Annotated in this window: 13 protein-coding genes; 6 read left to right on the top strand and 7 right to left on the bottom strand. The window is 69.4% G+C overall.

What is annotated here, in order from left to right:
• The first annotated feature begins 1 nt into the window (after position 1).
• The 6 genes from CQ045_RS09265 to CQ045_RS09240 all read left to right on the top strand — a co-directional run bounded on the left by CQ045_RS09265 (position 2) and on the right by CQ045_RS09240 (position 5,780).
• Positions 2–784: a 6-phosphogluconolactonase gene (locus CQ045_RS09265; protein WP_219844406.1), complete on the top strand. Its 783-nt coding sequence runs from the start codon at positions 2–4 to the stop codon at positions 782–784.
• Positions 781–1,965 carry an N-acetylglucosamine-6-phosphate deacetylase gene (locus CQ045_RS09260; RefSeq protein ID WP_105722935.1) on the top strand — a complete coding sequence of 395 codons (1,185 nt, stop codon included), beginning with the start codon at positions 781–783 and terminating at the stop codon, positions 1,963–1,965. The genes CQ045_RS09265 and CQ045_RS09260 overlap by 4 nt, the downstream gene beginning before the upstream one ends.
• Entirely contained in the window at positions 1,962–3,200 is a 1,239-nt protein-coding gene (manD, locus tag CQ045_RS09255; RefSeq protein WP_105722933.1) for a D-mannonate dehydratase ManD, read from the top strand. The genes CQ045_RS09260 and manD overlap by 4 nt, the downstream gene beginning before the upstream one ends.
• Before the next feature lie 66 nt (positions 3,201–3,266).
• A complete protein-coding gene (locus CQ045_RS09250) occupies positions 3,267–4,103 on the top strand; it encodes a hypothetical protein (RefSeq protein WP_105722931.1) in 837 nt (278 codons plus the stop codon).
• A gap of 73 nt (positions 4,104–4,176) precedes the next feature.
• Positions 4,177–4,935 carry a spermidine synthase gene (locus tag CQ045_RS09245; RefSeq protein WP_105722929.1) on the top strand — a complete coding sequence of 253 codons (759 nt, stop codon included), beginning with the start codon at positions 4,177–4,179 and terminating at the stop codon, positions 4,933–4,935.
• A complete protein-coding gene (locus tag CQ045_RS09240) occupies positions 4,932–5,780 on the top strand; it encodes an SMP-30/gluconolactonase/LRE family protein (protein ID WP_105722927.1) in 849 nt (282 codons plus the stop codon). The genes CQ045_RS09245 and CQ045_RS09240 overlap by 4 nt, the downstream gene beginning before the upstream one ends.
• 34 nt (positions 5,781–5,814) lie before the next feature.
• On the opposite strand, the gene CQ045_RS09235 is transcribed toward CQ045_RS09240, so the two are convergent.
• The 7 genes from CQ045_RS09235 to CQ045_RS09205 all read right to left on the bottom strand — a co-directional run bounded on the left by CQ045_RS09235 (position 5,815) and on the right by CQ045_RS09205 (position 16,105).
• Entirely contained in the window at positions 5,815–6,927 is a 1,113-nt protein-coding gene (locus CQ045_RS09235) for a substrate-binding domain-containing protein (protein WP_105722925.1), read from the bottom strand.
• Positions 6,928–6,938: 11 nt separating this feature from the next.
• Positions 6,939–9,194, bottom strand: a complete 2,256-nt coding sequence (locus CQ045_RS09230; protein ID WP_105722923.1) for an FAD-dependent oxidoreductase — start codon at positions 9,192–9,194, stop codon at positions 6,939–6,941.
• A gap of 34 nt (positions 9,195–9,228) precedes the next feature.
• Complete coding sequence (locus CQ045_RS09225) at positions 9,229–10,254, bottom strand: hydroxyacid dehydrogenase (RefSeq protein WP_105722921.1); 1,026 nt, start codon at positions 10,252–10,254, stop codon at positions 9,229–9,231.
• The gene (locus CQ045_RS09220) at positions 10,241–11,206 is read right to left on the bottom strand and encodes a carbohydrate ABC transporter permease (RefSeq protein WP_105722919.1); all 966 of its coding nucleotides are present in this window, start codon (positions 11,204–11,206) and stop codon (positions 10,241–10,243) included. Before CQ045_RS09220 ends, CQ045_RS09225 begins: the two co-directional genes overlap by 14 nt.
• Positions 11,203–12,144, bottom strand: coding sequence for a carbohydrate ABC transporter permease (locus tag CQ045_RS09215; RefSeq protein WP_105722917.1), 942 nt, complete (start codon positions 12,142–12,144; stop codon positions 11,203–11,205). The genes CQ045_RS09220 and CQ045_RS09215 overlap by 4 nt, the downstream gene beginning before the upstream one ends.
• A 14-nt stretch (positions 12,145–12,158) precedes the next feature.
• Positions 12,159–13,475 carry an ABC transporter substrate-binding protein gene (locus tag CQ045_RS09210; protein ID WP_105722915.1) on the bottom strand — a complete coding sequence of 439 codons (1,317 nt, stop codon included), beginning with the start codon at positions 13,473–13,475 and terminating at the stop codon, positions 12,159–12,161.
• Positions 13,476–13,657: 182 nt separating this feature from the next.
• Entirely contained in the window at positions 13,658–16,105 is a 2,448-nt protein-coding gene (locus CQ045_RS09205; RefSeq protein ID WP_105722913.1) for a polysaccharide lyase 8 family protein, read from the bottom strand.
• Positions 16,106–16,231 lie beyond the last annotated feature (126 nt).

Raw genomic sequence — 16,231 nt, 5'->3', positions numbered from 1 at the left:
CATGAGCACGACGACGTTCGCCCTGCACGCCCACCCCGACCGCACCGCGATGGGGGCCGCGGCGGCCCGCTCGGCTGCCCGCACGCTGCGCGAAGCGGTGGCCGCGCGCGGGACCGCCCGGATGATCGCCGCCGCCGCCCCCAGCCAGCTCGACGTGTACCGCGCTCTTGCGGCCGAGCCCGACGTGCCGTGGGATCGGATCACGATCCTCCACATGGACGAATACCTCGGACTCGATGCCACCGCACCCCAGCGCTTCGGCAACTGGCTCCGTGCGCACCTCGTCGACGCGGTGCAGCCCGCGGCCTTCCACCCGATGCGCACCGAGCTCGGTACCGAGGCGGCGACCGAGGAGTACGCGGCACTGCTGGCCGAGGGCCCCATCGACCTGGTGTGCCTGGGCATCGGTGTGAACGGCCACATCGCTTTCAACGATCCGCCCGACGCCGACCTCAGCGACCCGTGCCCGGTGCGCGTGGTGCAGCTCGACCTCGCCAGCCGCGTGCAGCAGGTGGACGACGACTGCTTCGATACCCTCGACGCCGTGCCCACCCATGCGCTGACACTGACGATCCCCGCACTCATGAGCGGCGCGCACCTCGTCTGCGCGGTGCCCGACGCGCGCAAGGCCGAGGCCGTGCGCGCCCTCGTCGAGGAGCCCATCAGCGCGCACTGGCCCTGCACCGTGCTGCGCCGCCACTCCCGCTGCGAAGTGCACGTCGACCGCGACGCCGCCTCACTCCTGCACCCCGCTGCCGCCGCGGCGGCCCCGGCGGCACGATGAGCGCGCGGACACTGCGCGGCCGGGACGCACTCGGCTCCGGCGGCCTCGAGATCGTGGTCGAGCACGGCCGCATCAGCACGCTCACTCCGACCACGGACCCCGGCGACGGCGCCCCCTGGATCGGACCCGGACTGATCGACCTGCAGGTCAACGGCCACCTCGACGGCGATGCCAATGCGGCCGAGCCGTCGCCCGACCACATCACGGCGATGGCCCGATCCCTCGCCGCGCACGGGGTCACCCGCTTCCTCCCGACGGTCATCACGGCTTCTCCCGCCGAGATGCTCGATCGGATCCGCGCGATCGGCGAGGCCGTGAGCGCGTCGCCGGCGACCTCGCGAGCGGTCGCCGGCATCCACGTCGAGGGCCCGAGCCTGTCGGACCAGGACGGCCCGCGCGGCGTGCATCCGCTCGCGCACATCCGTCCGCCGTCGATCGCCGAGCTGCAGTCCTGGCTCGACGCCGCCCCCGGCCTCCTGCGCGTCGTGACCCTGTCTCCGCATCACCCGGGATCGGTCGAGGCCACGCGCTTCCTCGTGGCGCACGGCGTGCGCGTCGCGGTCGGGCACACGCATGCGACGGATGCCGAGATCGCCGCGGTCGTCGATGCCGGCGCCACACTCTCCACGCATCTGGGCAACGGGGCGCATGCCGTGCTCCCGCGGCATCCGAACTACCTCTGGACGCAGCTCGCGGAACCGCGGCTCGCCGCCGGCGTCATCGCCGACGGCCACCACCTGCCCGATGCCACGCTCGCGACCATGATCGCGGCGAAGCGCGACCACGGCCTCTTCCTCGTGAGCGACGCCGTGGCCACGCCGGCCTCGCTCCACCAGGACGGGGTCTCGACCGTCGGCGGCGGCGTGCACCTCGCCGACGACGGCGCCCTTCGGCATGCGGCCACCGGATTCCTCGCGGGTTCCGTGCAGACCCTCGACGTCGGCGTCGCGACCGTGGCGCGCGTCACCGGGTCCCTCGCGACCGCGATGCGCCTCGCATCCTCCGCCCCGGCGTCCGTCCTCGACGACGGTCCGCACTGGACGGCGGGGGCCCGCGCCGACGTGCTGCTCTTCGACTGGGCACCCGGCGACCGCACGATCTCTCCGCGCGAAGTCCTCATCGCCGGAGAACCCACGACCGACAGGACCGACGCACCCGCCGCCGCAGGAGGCCTCCGATGACCATCGACCGCGCAGAGGTCATCGTGACCAGCCCGGACCGCAACTTCGTCACGCTGAAGATCACGACCGCCGACGGGGTGAGCGGTCTCGGCGACGCGACGCTGAACGGGCGAGAGCTCGCGGTCGTCGCGTATCTGACCGAGCACGTCGTGCCGCTGCTGATCGGCGCCGACGAGTCGCGCATCGAAGACACCTGGCAGTTCCTCTACCGCAGCGCCTACTGGCGGCGCGGCCCCGTGACCATGGCCGCGATCGCCGCGGTCGACATGGCGCTGTGGGACATCAAGGGCAAGGTCGCCGGCCTCCCCGTCTACCAGCTGCTGGGAGGCGCGAGCCGGAATGGGCTGATGGCCTACGGGCATGCCTCGGGCAAGGAGCTGCCGGAGCTGTTCGACTCGATCCGCGCGCACCAGGAGCAGGGGTACCGGGCGATCCGCGTGCAGACCGGGGTGCCGACGCTCAAGGCGATCTACGGGATCGCCGCGCAGGGCGCCGACGTCGGCGACGCGTCGGTGCGCTACGACCACGAGCCCGCGCGCCGTGGCGCGAAGCCGGTGGAGGAGGACTGGGATACCCGGGCCTACCTGAACCACCTGCCCGGCGTCTTCGAGGCGGTGCGGAACGAGTTCGGCCCCGACCTCCCCCTCCTGCACGACGGCCACCACCGGATGACGCCCATCCAGGCCGCGCGGCTGGGCAAGGACCTCGAGCCGTACGACCTCTTCTGGCTCGAGGACTGCACGCCGGCCGAGAACCAGGAGGCGCTGCGCCTGGTGCGCCAGCACACCACGACGCCGCTCGCGATCGGCGAGATCTTCAACACGGTGTGGGACTTCAAGGACATCATCCGCGACCAGCTCATCGACTACGTCCGCGGTGCCGTCACCCACATGGGCGGGATCACGGCGCTGAAGAAGACCCTCGACTACGCGGCGATGTACCAGATCAAGTCGGGCATGCACGGTCCGACCGACATCTCGCCGGTCGGCATGGCCGCCGCGATGCATCTCGGCCTCGCGATCCACAACTTCGGCATCCAGGAGTACATGCAGCACGGCTCCCGCACCGACCAGGTGTTCCGGCAGTCGTTCACGTGGACCGACGGATACCTGCATCCCGGCGATGCTCCGGGGCTGGGGGTCGAGCTCGACGTCGACGAAGCGGGGAAGTACCCGTACGAGCAGGCGTACCTGCCGTACAACCGCCTCCTCGACGGCACCGTGCACGACTGGTGAACTCCCGCCTCGGCCGCGCGATCTCGCCTCAGATGAGGGCGGCACGCGCAGTAGGCTGAACGCATCATGCAAGAGTTCTGGCAGTGGGCGGGCAACTTCTGGTGGCTCATCTTCCCGATCATGGGAATGGCCGGCGGAGCTGCGAAGGCGTGGGAGCAGGGCTCCAAGCGCCGTCACGAGCGCCGTCTGGAGACCCTGAAGGTCAAGGCGCAGCTGAAGAACGCCGAGATCGAGGCGCGCGCGCTGACCCAGCAGGCCAAGCGCCGCGGGCCCTCGGTCGTCGACACCGCGGCATCCGTCGCCCCGAACGACCTGGTCGCGCGACTGTTCGCCGAGCATGACGAGATCACCGCACGCTGGCTCGACTACGAGCTCGACGTCGCGAAGCTCATCGCGTTCCCCGCCATGAGCGACGGACGCCAGCCGCTGACCGCCGCCTTCCTGCGCGCGAAGAAGACCGCCGATGCGCTGCGACCGGCCTCGGCCGACGCCAAGGTGTCGGAGCAGCAGGTCACCGAGTACCTGCAGGCCGTGGGCGACTACGCGGTGGCGTTCGAGATCGCCGAGAAGGATGCCCGGCGCCTGCGCGACTCGACGTTCACCGAGCCCGAGCGCAAGCGCCTCGAGCGGGCGCAGCAGCTGCTGAAGGTCGCGGTCGACGAGTCGGCGACCCAGGCCGAGCGCAACGTCGCCTACAAGCGCGTGCGTGAAGAGCTCGACGGGCTCATCCTGCTCTCCGACGACGCCGTCACGGTGCTCGAGAAGCAAGTCGCCCGCGAGATCTCCGCCCCGGCCGCGCCGCCGACCTCGGCAGCATCCGCCGGTCAGCCGTCCGCTGCCCCCGAGCCCCCGACCGCGGAGCCCGAGCGGATCAGGCTCCCCCTCCGCGACGACAAGCCCTGAGACGCGAGCACACATCCGCGGGCTCTGCCCGCACCCCGCCCTCACGGGCGCACGACGACGGAGGCATGCCGCAATGATCACCCGGTTCGAAGAGCTCGACTGGCAGGCCACCCCGATCGGCGACCTCACCCTGCGCAGGCGCACGGAGCCGGCGGTCGGTCAGGAGATCTACGAGGTCAAGCTCGGCGACGAGTACCTGATGTCGAGCCTGTTCACGGTGGCGGAGGAAGAGCTCGCGGATCTCGGCCTCGCCGCGGTCGACGGCGACGGCCTCTCGGTCCTGGTCGGAGGGCTCGGGCTCGGGTACACCGCCGTCGCCGCACTGCGCGACGCGCGGGTGGAGTCGCTCACGGTGATCGATCGTCTGGGCGCGGTGATCGGCTGGCACGAGCGCAAGCTCCTCCCCGTCTCGGCGGAACTCGTCGATGACGCGCGCACGAGTCTGGTCGAGGACGACTTCTTCGCCGTCATGCGGGCGGCACCCGCCGAAGGGCACCGCGGGTACTCGGCCATCCTGCTGGATGTCGACCACTCTCCGCGCCACCAACTGGACCCCACGCACGCCGACCTCTACGACGCGCCCGGTCTGCGGGCGCTCGACCGCCACCTCGCCACCGGAGGGGTCTTCGCCCTGTGGTCGGACGATCCGCCCGACGAGGAGTTCCTGGTCGAGCTGGACGCCGTGTTCGATGACGCCGTCGCACACGTGGTCGACTTCGAGAACGCCGTCACGGGCGGGATGTCGTCGAACACCGTGTACGTCGCGCGCAGTCGTGCGGCGAGCGCCGTGACACCCGATGCCGCCGTCCCGCACCACCAGGAAGACGCATGACCCCCGAGAACGTCACCGGTCCGATCGCCCACCACGCCGAAGGACCCGTCTGGTGGCCCGGCTGGGGTGGACTGCGCTGGGTCGACGGCGACGCCGGCGACCTGCTCGCACTCGGGTCCGACGGCGTGACCCGTCAGCACATCGACGACGAGTACCTGGCCTTCGCGCGCCCGCGCGCCGGCGGCGGCTTCGTCGCGGTCGGCGCCCGCACCCTCTACCTCGCCGACGCCGTCGACGGCGAGGTCCGCGCGGTCGCCTCCCTGATCGACGACCCGCGGGTGCGCATGAACGACGGATGCTGCGACCCTCGCGGACGCCTGCTCGCGGGGTCGATGGCCTATGACGCGGTGCCCGACGCCGGAAGCGTGCTGCGGCTCGATGCCGACTTCGCCGTCACGACCGTCCTGCCGCGGGCGACGATCTCGAACGGCATCGGCTTCTCGCCCGACGGCCGCCGCGCCTACTACGTCGACACCATGACCCATCGGATCGACGTCTTCGACGTGGCCGAGGGCGAGCTGCGCGGCCGCCGTGCATTCGCCGTGATCCCGGCGGATCAGGGGCTGCCCGACGGGCTCACGGTCGCCGCAGACGGCAGCGTCTGGGTCGCGCTGTGGGGCGGCAGCGCGGTGCGCGGCTACGACGCGAGCGGGGCGCTGGTGGAGACGATCGAGCTGCCTGTTCCCCAGGTCAGCGCCTGCACGTTCGGGGGCGACGACCTCGGCACCCTCTACATCACGACCTCGGCGCAGGGACTCCCCGCCGACCACGGCACCGACGCGGGCTCGCTGTTCGCGGTGCGCCCGGGAGTGCACGGCATACCCGTCACCGTCTTCGCGGGCTGAGACGGCCGACGGCCTCTGCCCGAGGCACGGTGCACTAGCGCGTCCTGGCTCCGCACGACTCGCGGATCGTCAGCCTCGGCACGATCGAGATCTGCTGCACCGGCGACTGGTCTCCCTCGCGGATCCGAGTGAGCAGGAGCGCGGCAGCCATCCTCCCGATGCGATGCTTGGCCGGCGACACGGCGGTCAGGGGGACCGGGGCGACGTCCGCGACCTCGTCGTCGTAGGAGACGATGGCGAGGTCGTCGGGTACGCGCAGCCCTCGACGCTGCGCCGCCACCTCGAGGAGCGTGGCCTCGCGGTCTCCGAAGACGAGAGCAGCGGTGCAGCCGCCGTCCAGCATCTCCTGGAGCACATCGTCGGCGTGGGTCTCCAGCCACTCGGCACTGGTCCTCGACACCACCGTGCCCACCATGCCCGCAAGATGCGGGACGGACGCCTCATACCCGCGACGGACTCCGGACGACGGGGCGGAATCCGCCCGCAGCGCCAGCGCGATCCGGCGGTGGCCGAGCCGGTGCAGGTGCGAGACCCCCTCGAACGCACCGGCCTCATGATTCGAGCACACGTACTCGGTCGGGTCGAAATAGCCCAGACTCCGGATGCGTCTCTCCAGCATCACCACCGGTATCGGGATCCTCTCCAATCGACGGAGCAGGGGACCGGGATCCGCGTCGTCGGAGATGATCGGCGTGATCAGCAGGCCGTCGACGCCGGACTCGACGAACCGGGCGATCGCCTCCTGCTCGACGCGGGAGTCGTACTGCGAGGTCGCGAGAGCGATGGAGGTTCCCGAGCCCGAGAGGCCCGCCTCGATGCCCTGCAGGACGGTCGGGAAGTAGAGGCGGGTGTCGGGGATCAGCACGCCGATCGTGCGCTGTTCGGTTCGCTGCCGGGAGGCACTCGACACGTACATGCCGGAGCCTTGGCGGCGCAGGATCAGCCCTTCGTCGACCAGGACGTCGACGGCCCGCCGCACGGTGCTGAGCGAGTAGCCCGTGGATTCCACCAGCTGCTTCTCGGTCGGGAGAAGACTGCCCAGCGGCCAGCTGCCCGCCGCGATCCCTCGACGGAGCTCCTGAGCGAGCGCTTCGAACTTCAGCGCACGGGGCGTGAGGTCGGATGGGGTGGGGTGCACGGCTGTCATGATTCTTCCGATCAGTACACCCGCACCTGGCCGACCTGGACCAGGTCGGAGCCGTTCGTGCGGCGGCAGACGAGCCGGATTCGCGTCGTCGCGACGGGCTCGAACGCCACGGTTCGGTGACGTCGACGATTGTCCCGCACCTTGCCGAGCGTGCGCCAGTGCCCGTCGACGAATGCCTCGAGGTCGAAGTCGGCGACGATCTCGGGAGGTATCCGGAACTCGTTGCGGACGTAGTGGAGATTGTTCAGGTAGGCGTTGACGTCGTCGTTGAACACGACACGCACTTCCGACACCTGGACCTCGTTCTCCCACTCGAGCGTCAGGATCTCCGGGTCCCCCGTGACCAGGTCTCGTCGCGGACGCGACGACCACATCCGCGGCCCGCCGTACGGGCGCCCGTACCCCCCGACGACGTTGGCCGCCTCCAGACCAGCCACCTGACCTTCGCACCGCGTGGCGAGTCGGACTCGTGCCAGCTTCTTGATCCCCCAGCGCACCACGTCGTCGGGGCGATCGGCGACGAGATGCGCGTCGATCTCCTCGACGGGCGCCGAGACGGGGCGGGTCATCGAGACCGTGCCGAACAGATACTGGCCGCTGGTCCCCCACCGCACTCCCGGGGTCGCTTCGAGGACGATGACGGTCGACGCATCCGGGTTGCCGCCGGCGGGGAGCTCGTCGATCAGCGAGGCCCAGCCGACGTGACCGGCCGGAAGATCGATGCTGCCCGAGTCGAGCTTCACGGCAGGGAAGTAGGTGCGGCCGTCGAGGGTCTCGTGCACGGTCCACGAGACGGAGGCGTCCTCATCGCTCGCGAGGTGCACCCGCACCGGCCCCGATTGTCCTCGCGGAAGCAGGAACGCGGTGTCGTCCGTGAGCAGGAGCGAGGAACCCGGTTCCTCCAGCTGATCCCAGCGGAGCTCCGACGTCGCGGTCGCCCGTGCCTGCAGCGCGAGATTCGCGGGGTCGTCATCCTTCACACCGATGAGTGCGGCATCCTGTCGCATCAGCCGACGCTGCAGCGTTCGGATGTGCGCATCGTGAAGCTCCTCGGGCGTCCAGTCCGATGCCGCGCACAGTGCCGCGGCGGTTCCGGCGGCCTCGCCCATCACCGCGCAGGTCGCCATCACGCGCAGCGAACCGAACGCGACATGCGTGGCACTCACGTTGCGTCCGGCCATCAGCAGATTCTCCACATCGATGGAGCGGAGGATGCCGAAGGGGATGTCGTAGGTGCCGCTCGGGTAGATCTGCTGAGCGGCGGATCGAGGCTCGTACACGCCCTTCGAGGGGTGGAGATCGATCGACCATCCGCCGAATCCGATGGCGTCCGCCTTGCGCGTCGCGGAGACGACATCCTCCTGCGTCATGGTGTGCGCGCCGATGATCCGGCGATACTCCCGCTTTCCCGGAACCGACCCGACCCATTCGAGAGTGAGGTTCTCGGCATCCGGGAACCTCCCGGAGTTCTTGATGTGATCCCAGATGCCGTAGATGACCGCCCACAGCTCGTCCCTGATCCGCTCGTTGTCGGCGACGATGTCCAGCTCCCCGCCCCATTCGATCCACCAGTAGTCGGCGCCGTTGTCACCGGTGCGGAGCACGCGGCTCTCCGGGATCGTCGTGCTCGCGAGGTCGATCGCGAAGGCGGGCGGGACGAAGGGCACCGGCTCGGACTCTCGGCGGGTGTAGAACAGCAGCGTGCTGCCCAGCGTGAGCTCGTCCTCCTCCTCCGGCGCCAGATCCTCGCCGAACGCGTCGCTCGCCTCCCGGCCCCGTCGTGTCCGAGCGCCGGCGCGGGCTGCCACGGAGCCGTCGCCGGTGGCGTCGACGAAGGTGTGCGCGGCCACCGTGACCTCCCCCTCCGACCCCAGAACCACTCCTTCGACGGACGAGATCCGGCCTCCGCGCATCCGCACATCGGTGATGTGCGTGTTCAGCAACAGCGTGAGGCGGGGTTCGGCCTTCACGGCATCGAGCACGACGAGGTCCCAGTAGTACGGGTTGCCGAGCGGATTGCGGTACTCGTTCTCGACGTACAGCTCTCCGATGATCCCCGTCTCGCGCGCGAACCGGTGATGCCCGGTCGCCGTCGCGCCGCAGACCCAGACCCGCACCTCGCTGCTCGAGTTCCCCCCGAGCACCGGACGATCCTGCACCAGCGCCACGGTCGCCCCGTTGCGCGCCGCCGCGATGGCGGCGGCGACACCGGCGAGCCCCCCGCCGATGACAGCCACGTCGACATCGTGCCTCGTCCGATTGCTCATGATCCCTCTTCCGTCTTCCCGGTCCCCCGGGGGCTCACGCGATTCGCGAAAGGTCTTCGGCCCGCACCCGGTGCGCGAGCTCTTCGCCCGTGAGCACTCGGATCGCCTCGTCGACGGCTCCTCTGCCGAGCCGCTGGAGGTCCGAGCCCGTGGCGCCGGCGATGTGGGGCGTCAGGAAGACGTTCTCCAATGCCCAGAACGCCGAGTCGGGGGCGGGGACCATGGGTTCGGTGACATCGAGGATCGCGAAGAGGTCGCGGGCGCGGAGCACATCGATGAGCGCATCCTGATCGATCACCGACCCGCGGGCGGTGTTGATGAGCGTCGCACCGGTGCGCATGCTCTCCAGCAGGCCGCGAGTGATCATCCCGCGCGTGCCCGGAGTGGCCGGGGCGTGCAGGGAGACCACATCGCTGTCGCGCATGAGCGTCTCCAGCGATGCCAGTCGGGCTCCCAGCGACTCCGCTTCGACGGCGTCGATGTACGGGTCGTACACGAGCACCTGCAGATCGTGTCGGGCGATGAGACGTGCCACCGCGCGTCCGACGCGGGATGCCCCGACGAGGCCCACGGTCTTCCCGGTGATCCCCAGCGTGTCGAGTCGCGGTGCACGATCGAGCGCCGTGCCGTCGCGGACGTAGTCGCGACGCAGTCGGAACACGCCCTTCAGGCTCGCGACGATCATGGCCGCGGCATACTCCGCCACCGCCTCCGCGTTGCGTTCGACCTGCGTCGACACGCGCACTCCGGTCTCCCACGCGTCGCCCGTGAGGAGCCTCTTCACGGAACCGCCCGTGTGGATGATCGCCTCGAGCGCGGAGAACCCCTCGAGCACCTCCGCAGAGATCTCGGTCGTCCCCCAGCTGGTCAGGAGCACCTCGGCGGAACGCCTGTCCTCCGGTTCGAGCTCGCTGAGGTCTCCACCCACATGCACGATCCGTCCGTGCTCGCGCAACGGCGCGAGCACGTTCGCGGGGAACAGCCGGTCGAAGTCCCGCTCGACGGCGCTGATGACGATGGTCGGCAGCCGTCCGCGGCCGCGACGGTCACTTGACGGCACCGGAGGTCATCCCTTCCATGATGCGGCGGCCGATCCACAGGTACAGCAGGATCATCGGATAGATGACGATCACGACGCCCGCGAACAGGCCTCCCCAGTTGGAGTTGTACTGCATCGTGCCGTACAGCCGCAGAAGCGCCGCCGGCAGAGTCTGCTGGTCCGGCGAGCTGATCAGCACCAGCACGAGGAGCGCTTCGTTCCACATGTGCAGGAAGTTCAGGACGAAGGCGCTCTTCACCGCCGGCCATGCGACGGGCATCATGATGCTCCAGAAGGTGCGCGCCGGCGATGCCCCGTCGAGCGCCGCAGCCTCGGGGAGCGCAGACGGAAGCCCCTTGAACGCGGCGGTGAGCAGGAAGATCGTGAACGGGAGAGACGTGCCGACGTAGATGAAGACGAGTGTGATCCGGTCATCCCACCAGCCGAAGAGGATCTCCACGGCGAACTGGTGCACCTCCGTCTTCGCGATGAAGAGCGGGACGAGGATGGTCTGCACCGGCAGGGCGACGCACAGCGCCGTGTAGGTGTTGACGCCCGCGATCCATCGGCGCGGGCTCCTCGCGAGCACGTATGCCGCCGGCGCACCCAGCGCGATGGTCAGGGAGGCGGAGACCGTCACGATGACGATCGTGTTGAGCGTCACGCCGCCGAAGCCGGACACCGTCCACGCGCTGACGAAGTTCTCCCACTCGGGCGATGCGGGGAGACCGAAGGGCGTGGCGAAGATCTCGGAGTCCGATTTCAGGGACGTGATCCCCACCCACACGGCCATCAGGAGGTTGAAGGACACCCAGACCCACAGGGCGACCTGGATGCCGCGCGGGATGACGAGGTCGCCGATGGGAGCTGTCCACCGACGGTGTCCGGTGCGCCGGAGACGGGGGTGGCGGCTGCTCTTCGTCGGCCGCTTCGACGCCTCGGGGGCGCGAGGAGGCCGGGTCATGGTCGTCATGACAGTTCCACCTTGTCTCTCTTCAGAAGTCTCCGCACGAGCATCACCAGGACCGACGTGAGCAGGAACAGCACCACGCCGATCGCCGAGGCGTAGGCGAGCTGCGGACTTCCGTCCGGCCCGCCGGTCGTCGCGAGGTACTGCTGCACGGAAGCGGTGCGCGCCTGAATAGGCGGCACGCCCTGTGATCCCACGAAGGCGATGACGATCTCGAAGGTCTTCATGCTGCTGATGATCCACAGCACGATCGCCACCGAGAGCGAATCCCAGCTCAGCGGGACGGTGATCATCCTGAACTGCTGCGTGCGTGTCGCGCCCGCCAGTTCGGCCTCCTCGTAAAGGTGCGCGGGTATCTGATCGACGCCCGTCGCGACGATCGCGAGGTAGTAGCCGCTGACGCTCCACACGAGACCGACGATGATCACCTGGAACACGACATCCGGAGACAGCCACGCTCTGCGCAGTGCGTCGAGCGAGAGCGCCTCCAGGATCTGGTTGAAGCCGCCGTTCGGGTTCAGGAGGAAGCCGAACGCCACACCGATCGCGATCGGCGAGATGATGACCGGCACGAAGACGACGGATCGGATGAACGCGCCGCCCCGCATCCCGCGCAGGGCGATCAAGGAGGCGAAGACCACCGCGAAGACCAGGACGCCGCCGACGATCAGCAGGACCGCCGTGTTCACGAACGACGAGCGGAACGCGTCGGACGACCACAGCCCGATGTAGTTGCGCAGGCCCACCCAGGCGACGTCATCTCCCGGTCCCGACCACGAGGTGAGCGAGATGACGGCCGTGAACACCGACGGAATCACGAGGGTGATGGTCATCATCGCCAGCGCGGGAACGAGGAAGGGCAGCGCCAGCCGATCGACACCCGTGGCGTCGGTCGATGGTCGTCGATCGGCGCGGCGCCGGAGAAGGAGAGGAGTCGCCATGGGGGGCCCGCCGATCAGCCGTTGGCGGCGAGGTATGCAGCAGTCTGCTCCTTGCCGCGTGCGACGAACTCTTCTGCGGTGATGGTGCCCGAGAAGAGGGCGTCATCCAGAGGCAGCAGGATGTCGTTCCACCACGTCGGGTGGAGCGCTGCGGCGAGGTCGTGCGACTGGGTGACCGAGTCGGCGTTCTCGATCTGCTCGACCAGACCGCGCAGCGGCTCCGGCTGCTCCACACCCGCGCGCGCCGCGATGAAGCCGGCCTCGGACGCGTACAGCTTCTGGAACTTCTCCTGCGCCGCGAAGGCGAGGAATTGGTTCGCCGCGTCCAGGTTCTTGCTGTCCGCATTGATCGCGAGCCCGCTCGCGGTCACCTCGACCGTGGGCGTGCCCCCGGGCACCGAGGGGAACATGAACGTCCGCGCCGTGAAGCCGTCCTTCTGCTGGTCTCGCGTCTCCCCTTCCATATAGGAGCCGCCCAGCATGAAGGAGTGCGCTCCCTGCGCCCACTGGTTCTGCGCGTCCGGGTACTTGGTCCCCATGTAGTCGGTCTGCAGGTAACCGCCGTCGACGATCTCCTGCACGCGCTGCGCGGCCTCCAGGACATACGGCTGGTCCCAGTTCTCCGGAGCCTCCGCCAGCGAGCGGAGAGCCCCCGGCCCTTCGGCCTGGACGAGCAGCTGGTAGAGCCAGAACACGTTGTAGCTGGGCACCGTGCCGTCCGCGCCCAGTGGAGTGAGGCCTTCCGCCTTCTGCTCATCCAGGAGTGCGATGAAGTCGTCCCAGTCCTCGGGCGGGTCGCTCTCGAGCTCCGGGAATTGCGAGGCGTCGAACCAGATCGCGGACGAGTTGACGTAGGTCGGCAGGATGCCGACACCCTCCTCACCCGATGCAGCCTCCCGGACCGCATCCGTGAAGCTCTCCCCCACCGAGATGTCCTCGCCCGGGATGTCGGTCTCCATGAGCTCGTCGAGATCGGCGAGGAAGCCGCGCCCCTCGTAGTCCAGGATGTTCCGGCTTCCCGCGTCGAAGAGGTCCGGTCCGGTCCCGTTGCCGAGAGCGTTGATGAGGTTCTGAGTGACCTGACGGCCGAGGTACTGCACCTCGATCTCGATGCCGGTCTCTTCCGTGAAGGCGGTCCGCACGGTCTCGAAGATCTCCTGCTGCGCCTCGCCGACGTTCCACGCAGACCAGTAGGTGAGCGTGGCGTCCGCGTCGTCATCGCCGCCCCCACGGATCTGCGTACCGCAGCCGGCCGTCACGAGAGTCGTGACGAGCAGCGCTCCTGCCGCAGCCGCAGCGCGACGGCGAGCGCGATTCGAACTCAAATTCATTACGTACTCCTTTGTGACGTAGCTTCAGGATCCGCTCGGGATGCGCGGTGTTCTCTGATTCAACGGGCCCGCAGAAGAATGAATCAAGCATGAATCCCGATTGATTCCTTCGTCCGGAGTGCGCGGCGCATCGGGCGCGCGGACAGCGCGGCGCACCCGGCCTTCGTGCGGGTCGACCCCTCTCAGAAGTGGAGTTCGCACTCGGCGCGGCGCGACCCGGGAGCGAGGGTCACCGACACACTCGAGCCCGCCACGGCCACGGATCCGCCCGAACAGGACGAACTCGACGGGATGCCGAGCGCCGCGAACGTCACGCTCAGCACCGTCGCGGAGCCCGCATGCTCATCGATCGCGACGATCACCGCGCCGTCCGACCGCGTGCTGACCGCGACGGTGCACGGCGAACTCGCCGAGACCCCGTCCACGGTCTTCGCTCGCCAGAAGACGAACAGACGGGTCTCGCGCGCGTCGAACCGCAGCGCCTGACAGTCGGCGGAGTTCTCGATCACCCCGAAGCTCGGCGCGGCGGCGAACGCCTGCGTCTCGGCGAGAGAAGCCTGGGGCAGCACTGCGTACTGATACGACCGCCCGGAGAAGTTCTGGCCGTGCCAGAGCCACAGCGTGAGGTAGCGGCGTGAGCGCGGAGTCGCGTCGATTCCGGCCGTTGTGTTGATGTCGGCCCACGAGCCCGTGCGTTCCTCGCGTTTCATCTTCACACTGCCGCCGACCGGGAAGAAGTACCCGCCGACACCGTCGATGTGGACGCTCAGCGGGCCGGTCGCGTTCTCGGTGCGCGAGCTCGGCAGGGTCCCGATGCGGACGACACCGTCGACGCGCAGTGTCGCCGCCCCCGCGGCGTGGAGATTCCGATTCTCGACGACGGTCTCGACGATGCCCCCGGTGGTGGACGAGATGTCAGCGCCCAGCGCGACGAGGACACCGTCCTGAGCGAACCAGGCCTTGCGGGCATGCATGTCGCTCCCGCGGAACGCTCCCCCGGTCCCCCCGTGATCGTGCGGCGCGTGAAGATCCTGCGCGAAGACCGTCGCGGCGTCGGAGGAATCCGGCATCACTGTCGATCCGCCCGTCCATCCCCCCGGCGGGCGCCCCTTGCCGGACGTGCCGCCGACCCGATCGGGGAGAGCGAGCTGCTCCACGGTCGTGCCGGGAAGCCGATAGCGATCGACCGTCGGCCAGAACTCGTCGTCGTAGTGGGTCGTGTCCGCGTCGTACACGTACGTCATGCCGCTGCCGGAATGGTACCCGCGGATGTTCTCCAGCGTGCTGCATTCGTACCAGGAGATCGTCGGGCTCGACGCCGCGATCGCGATCGCGTGGTCCGCGTTGCGCACGATGCATCTGGCCATCGAGTTGTAGACGATCGAGCCGGCCGACGGCTCGGGAACGGCGGCCACCGCACTGTTCGTCAGCGCGACGACCAGGCCCGTCCTTGCCACCGACCCCGTCTCGAAGATCCGTCCGGTGGAGTCCTCGTCCACCCAGGAGCGCGCGCGCCCGCGGATCTGCGCCGCCACCGGTGCGGGAGCAGCTTCTGCGAGCAGGAGCAGTCCCTCCACCGCCGCGAAACCGGCATCCTGACTGCGGGCGAGCGGGCGAGCGACGGCGCGGCCCCGCACGTGGTCCATGACCCTGCCGCGGTAGACGACCGGCAGGTAGCTCTTGCCGACCAGGTCGAAGAACGCCTCGTACTCCGGTCCGGCCGCCCCCAGGTCGAGGAGCGCGAACAGGCGCGAGGCCGCGAGCAGGAGCTCGATTCCGTACGAGCCCGTGTACGGGACGCTTCCATGCTGGATCATCGAGCCGTCGGCGTGGAAGCCGTCGCCCTGGAGCACGGTCGCCCACACCGGCGCCAGGCCCGCGCGCGCTCTCTCGAGCCGCGGGACGTCTCCATCCACAAGAGCGCGGACCATCACCGTCTGGCACATGTCCATCCGGTTCGCCCCGGTCGACTCCTTCACGGGAAGGCCCTTGAGCGGGTCCAGGAACCACGGGTCTGGAACGAAGTGGTCGATCGCCGCACACCCCGCGGTGACCTGGGCGGCCGGCAGCTCGTCGCCGACGAGCACCAGGATGCTCGCGAGCGCTCGAGGCGATCCGATCTGCCAATCCCACCAGTTGTCCGCGGCGGCCATCGCGGTGCCTGACGCGAACCCCGCCGCGGTGAGCGAGCCGAGACCCGAGGAGATCTGCGCGGCCAGGGTCGAGTCGGCGTGATGGATCGACCCCGGGGTCGCCCATGCCACGGCGAAGTCGAGCAGCCGCGTGTACGACTGGCGGATCTTCTGCGCCGTGCGCACGCCCTGAGCATCGGGATTCGCGCCCGTCACGAGGAGATCGGTGAACACCGACACCGCGGTGGGATCGAGCATCGCCCGCCATCCGGTGACACGGGCGTCCAGCGCCGAGAGCGCCGTCGCGAACCTCGCGTCGGACGGGATGACCTGGTGGCGACCGGTGACGATGTCCGTCCAGCGCGCTCGCAGCACCGGGTCGATCGACATCGTGCCCGCCCACGGCGCGGGGAGCGTCGAGAAGATCGACTCCGCGAGCGTGAGCGCTGCCATGCCGGTGGACACCCGAAGCAGGGTGCGTCGTGTGAGCTGAACCATGAATCGTCCTCCGCATCGTCGCGTCTGAGACGGAACGTAGCTTCGGGCGAAGGAATGAGTCCAGAGTGAATGCGACGGCTGAGACGGCCGACGGCCTCTGCCCGAGGCACGGTGCACTCAGCAAAA

The organism is Microbacterium sp. MYb66 (genome assembly GCF_002979435.1).
Taxonomy (GTDB): Bacteria; Actinomycetota; Actinomycetes; order Actinomycetales; family Microbacteriaceae; genus Microbacterium.
This window is presented reverse-complemented; position numbering and strand designations above follow the sequence as displayed.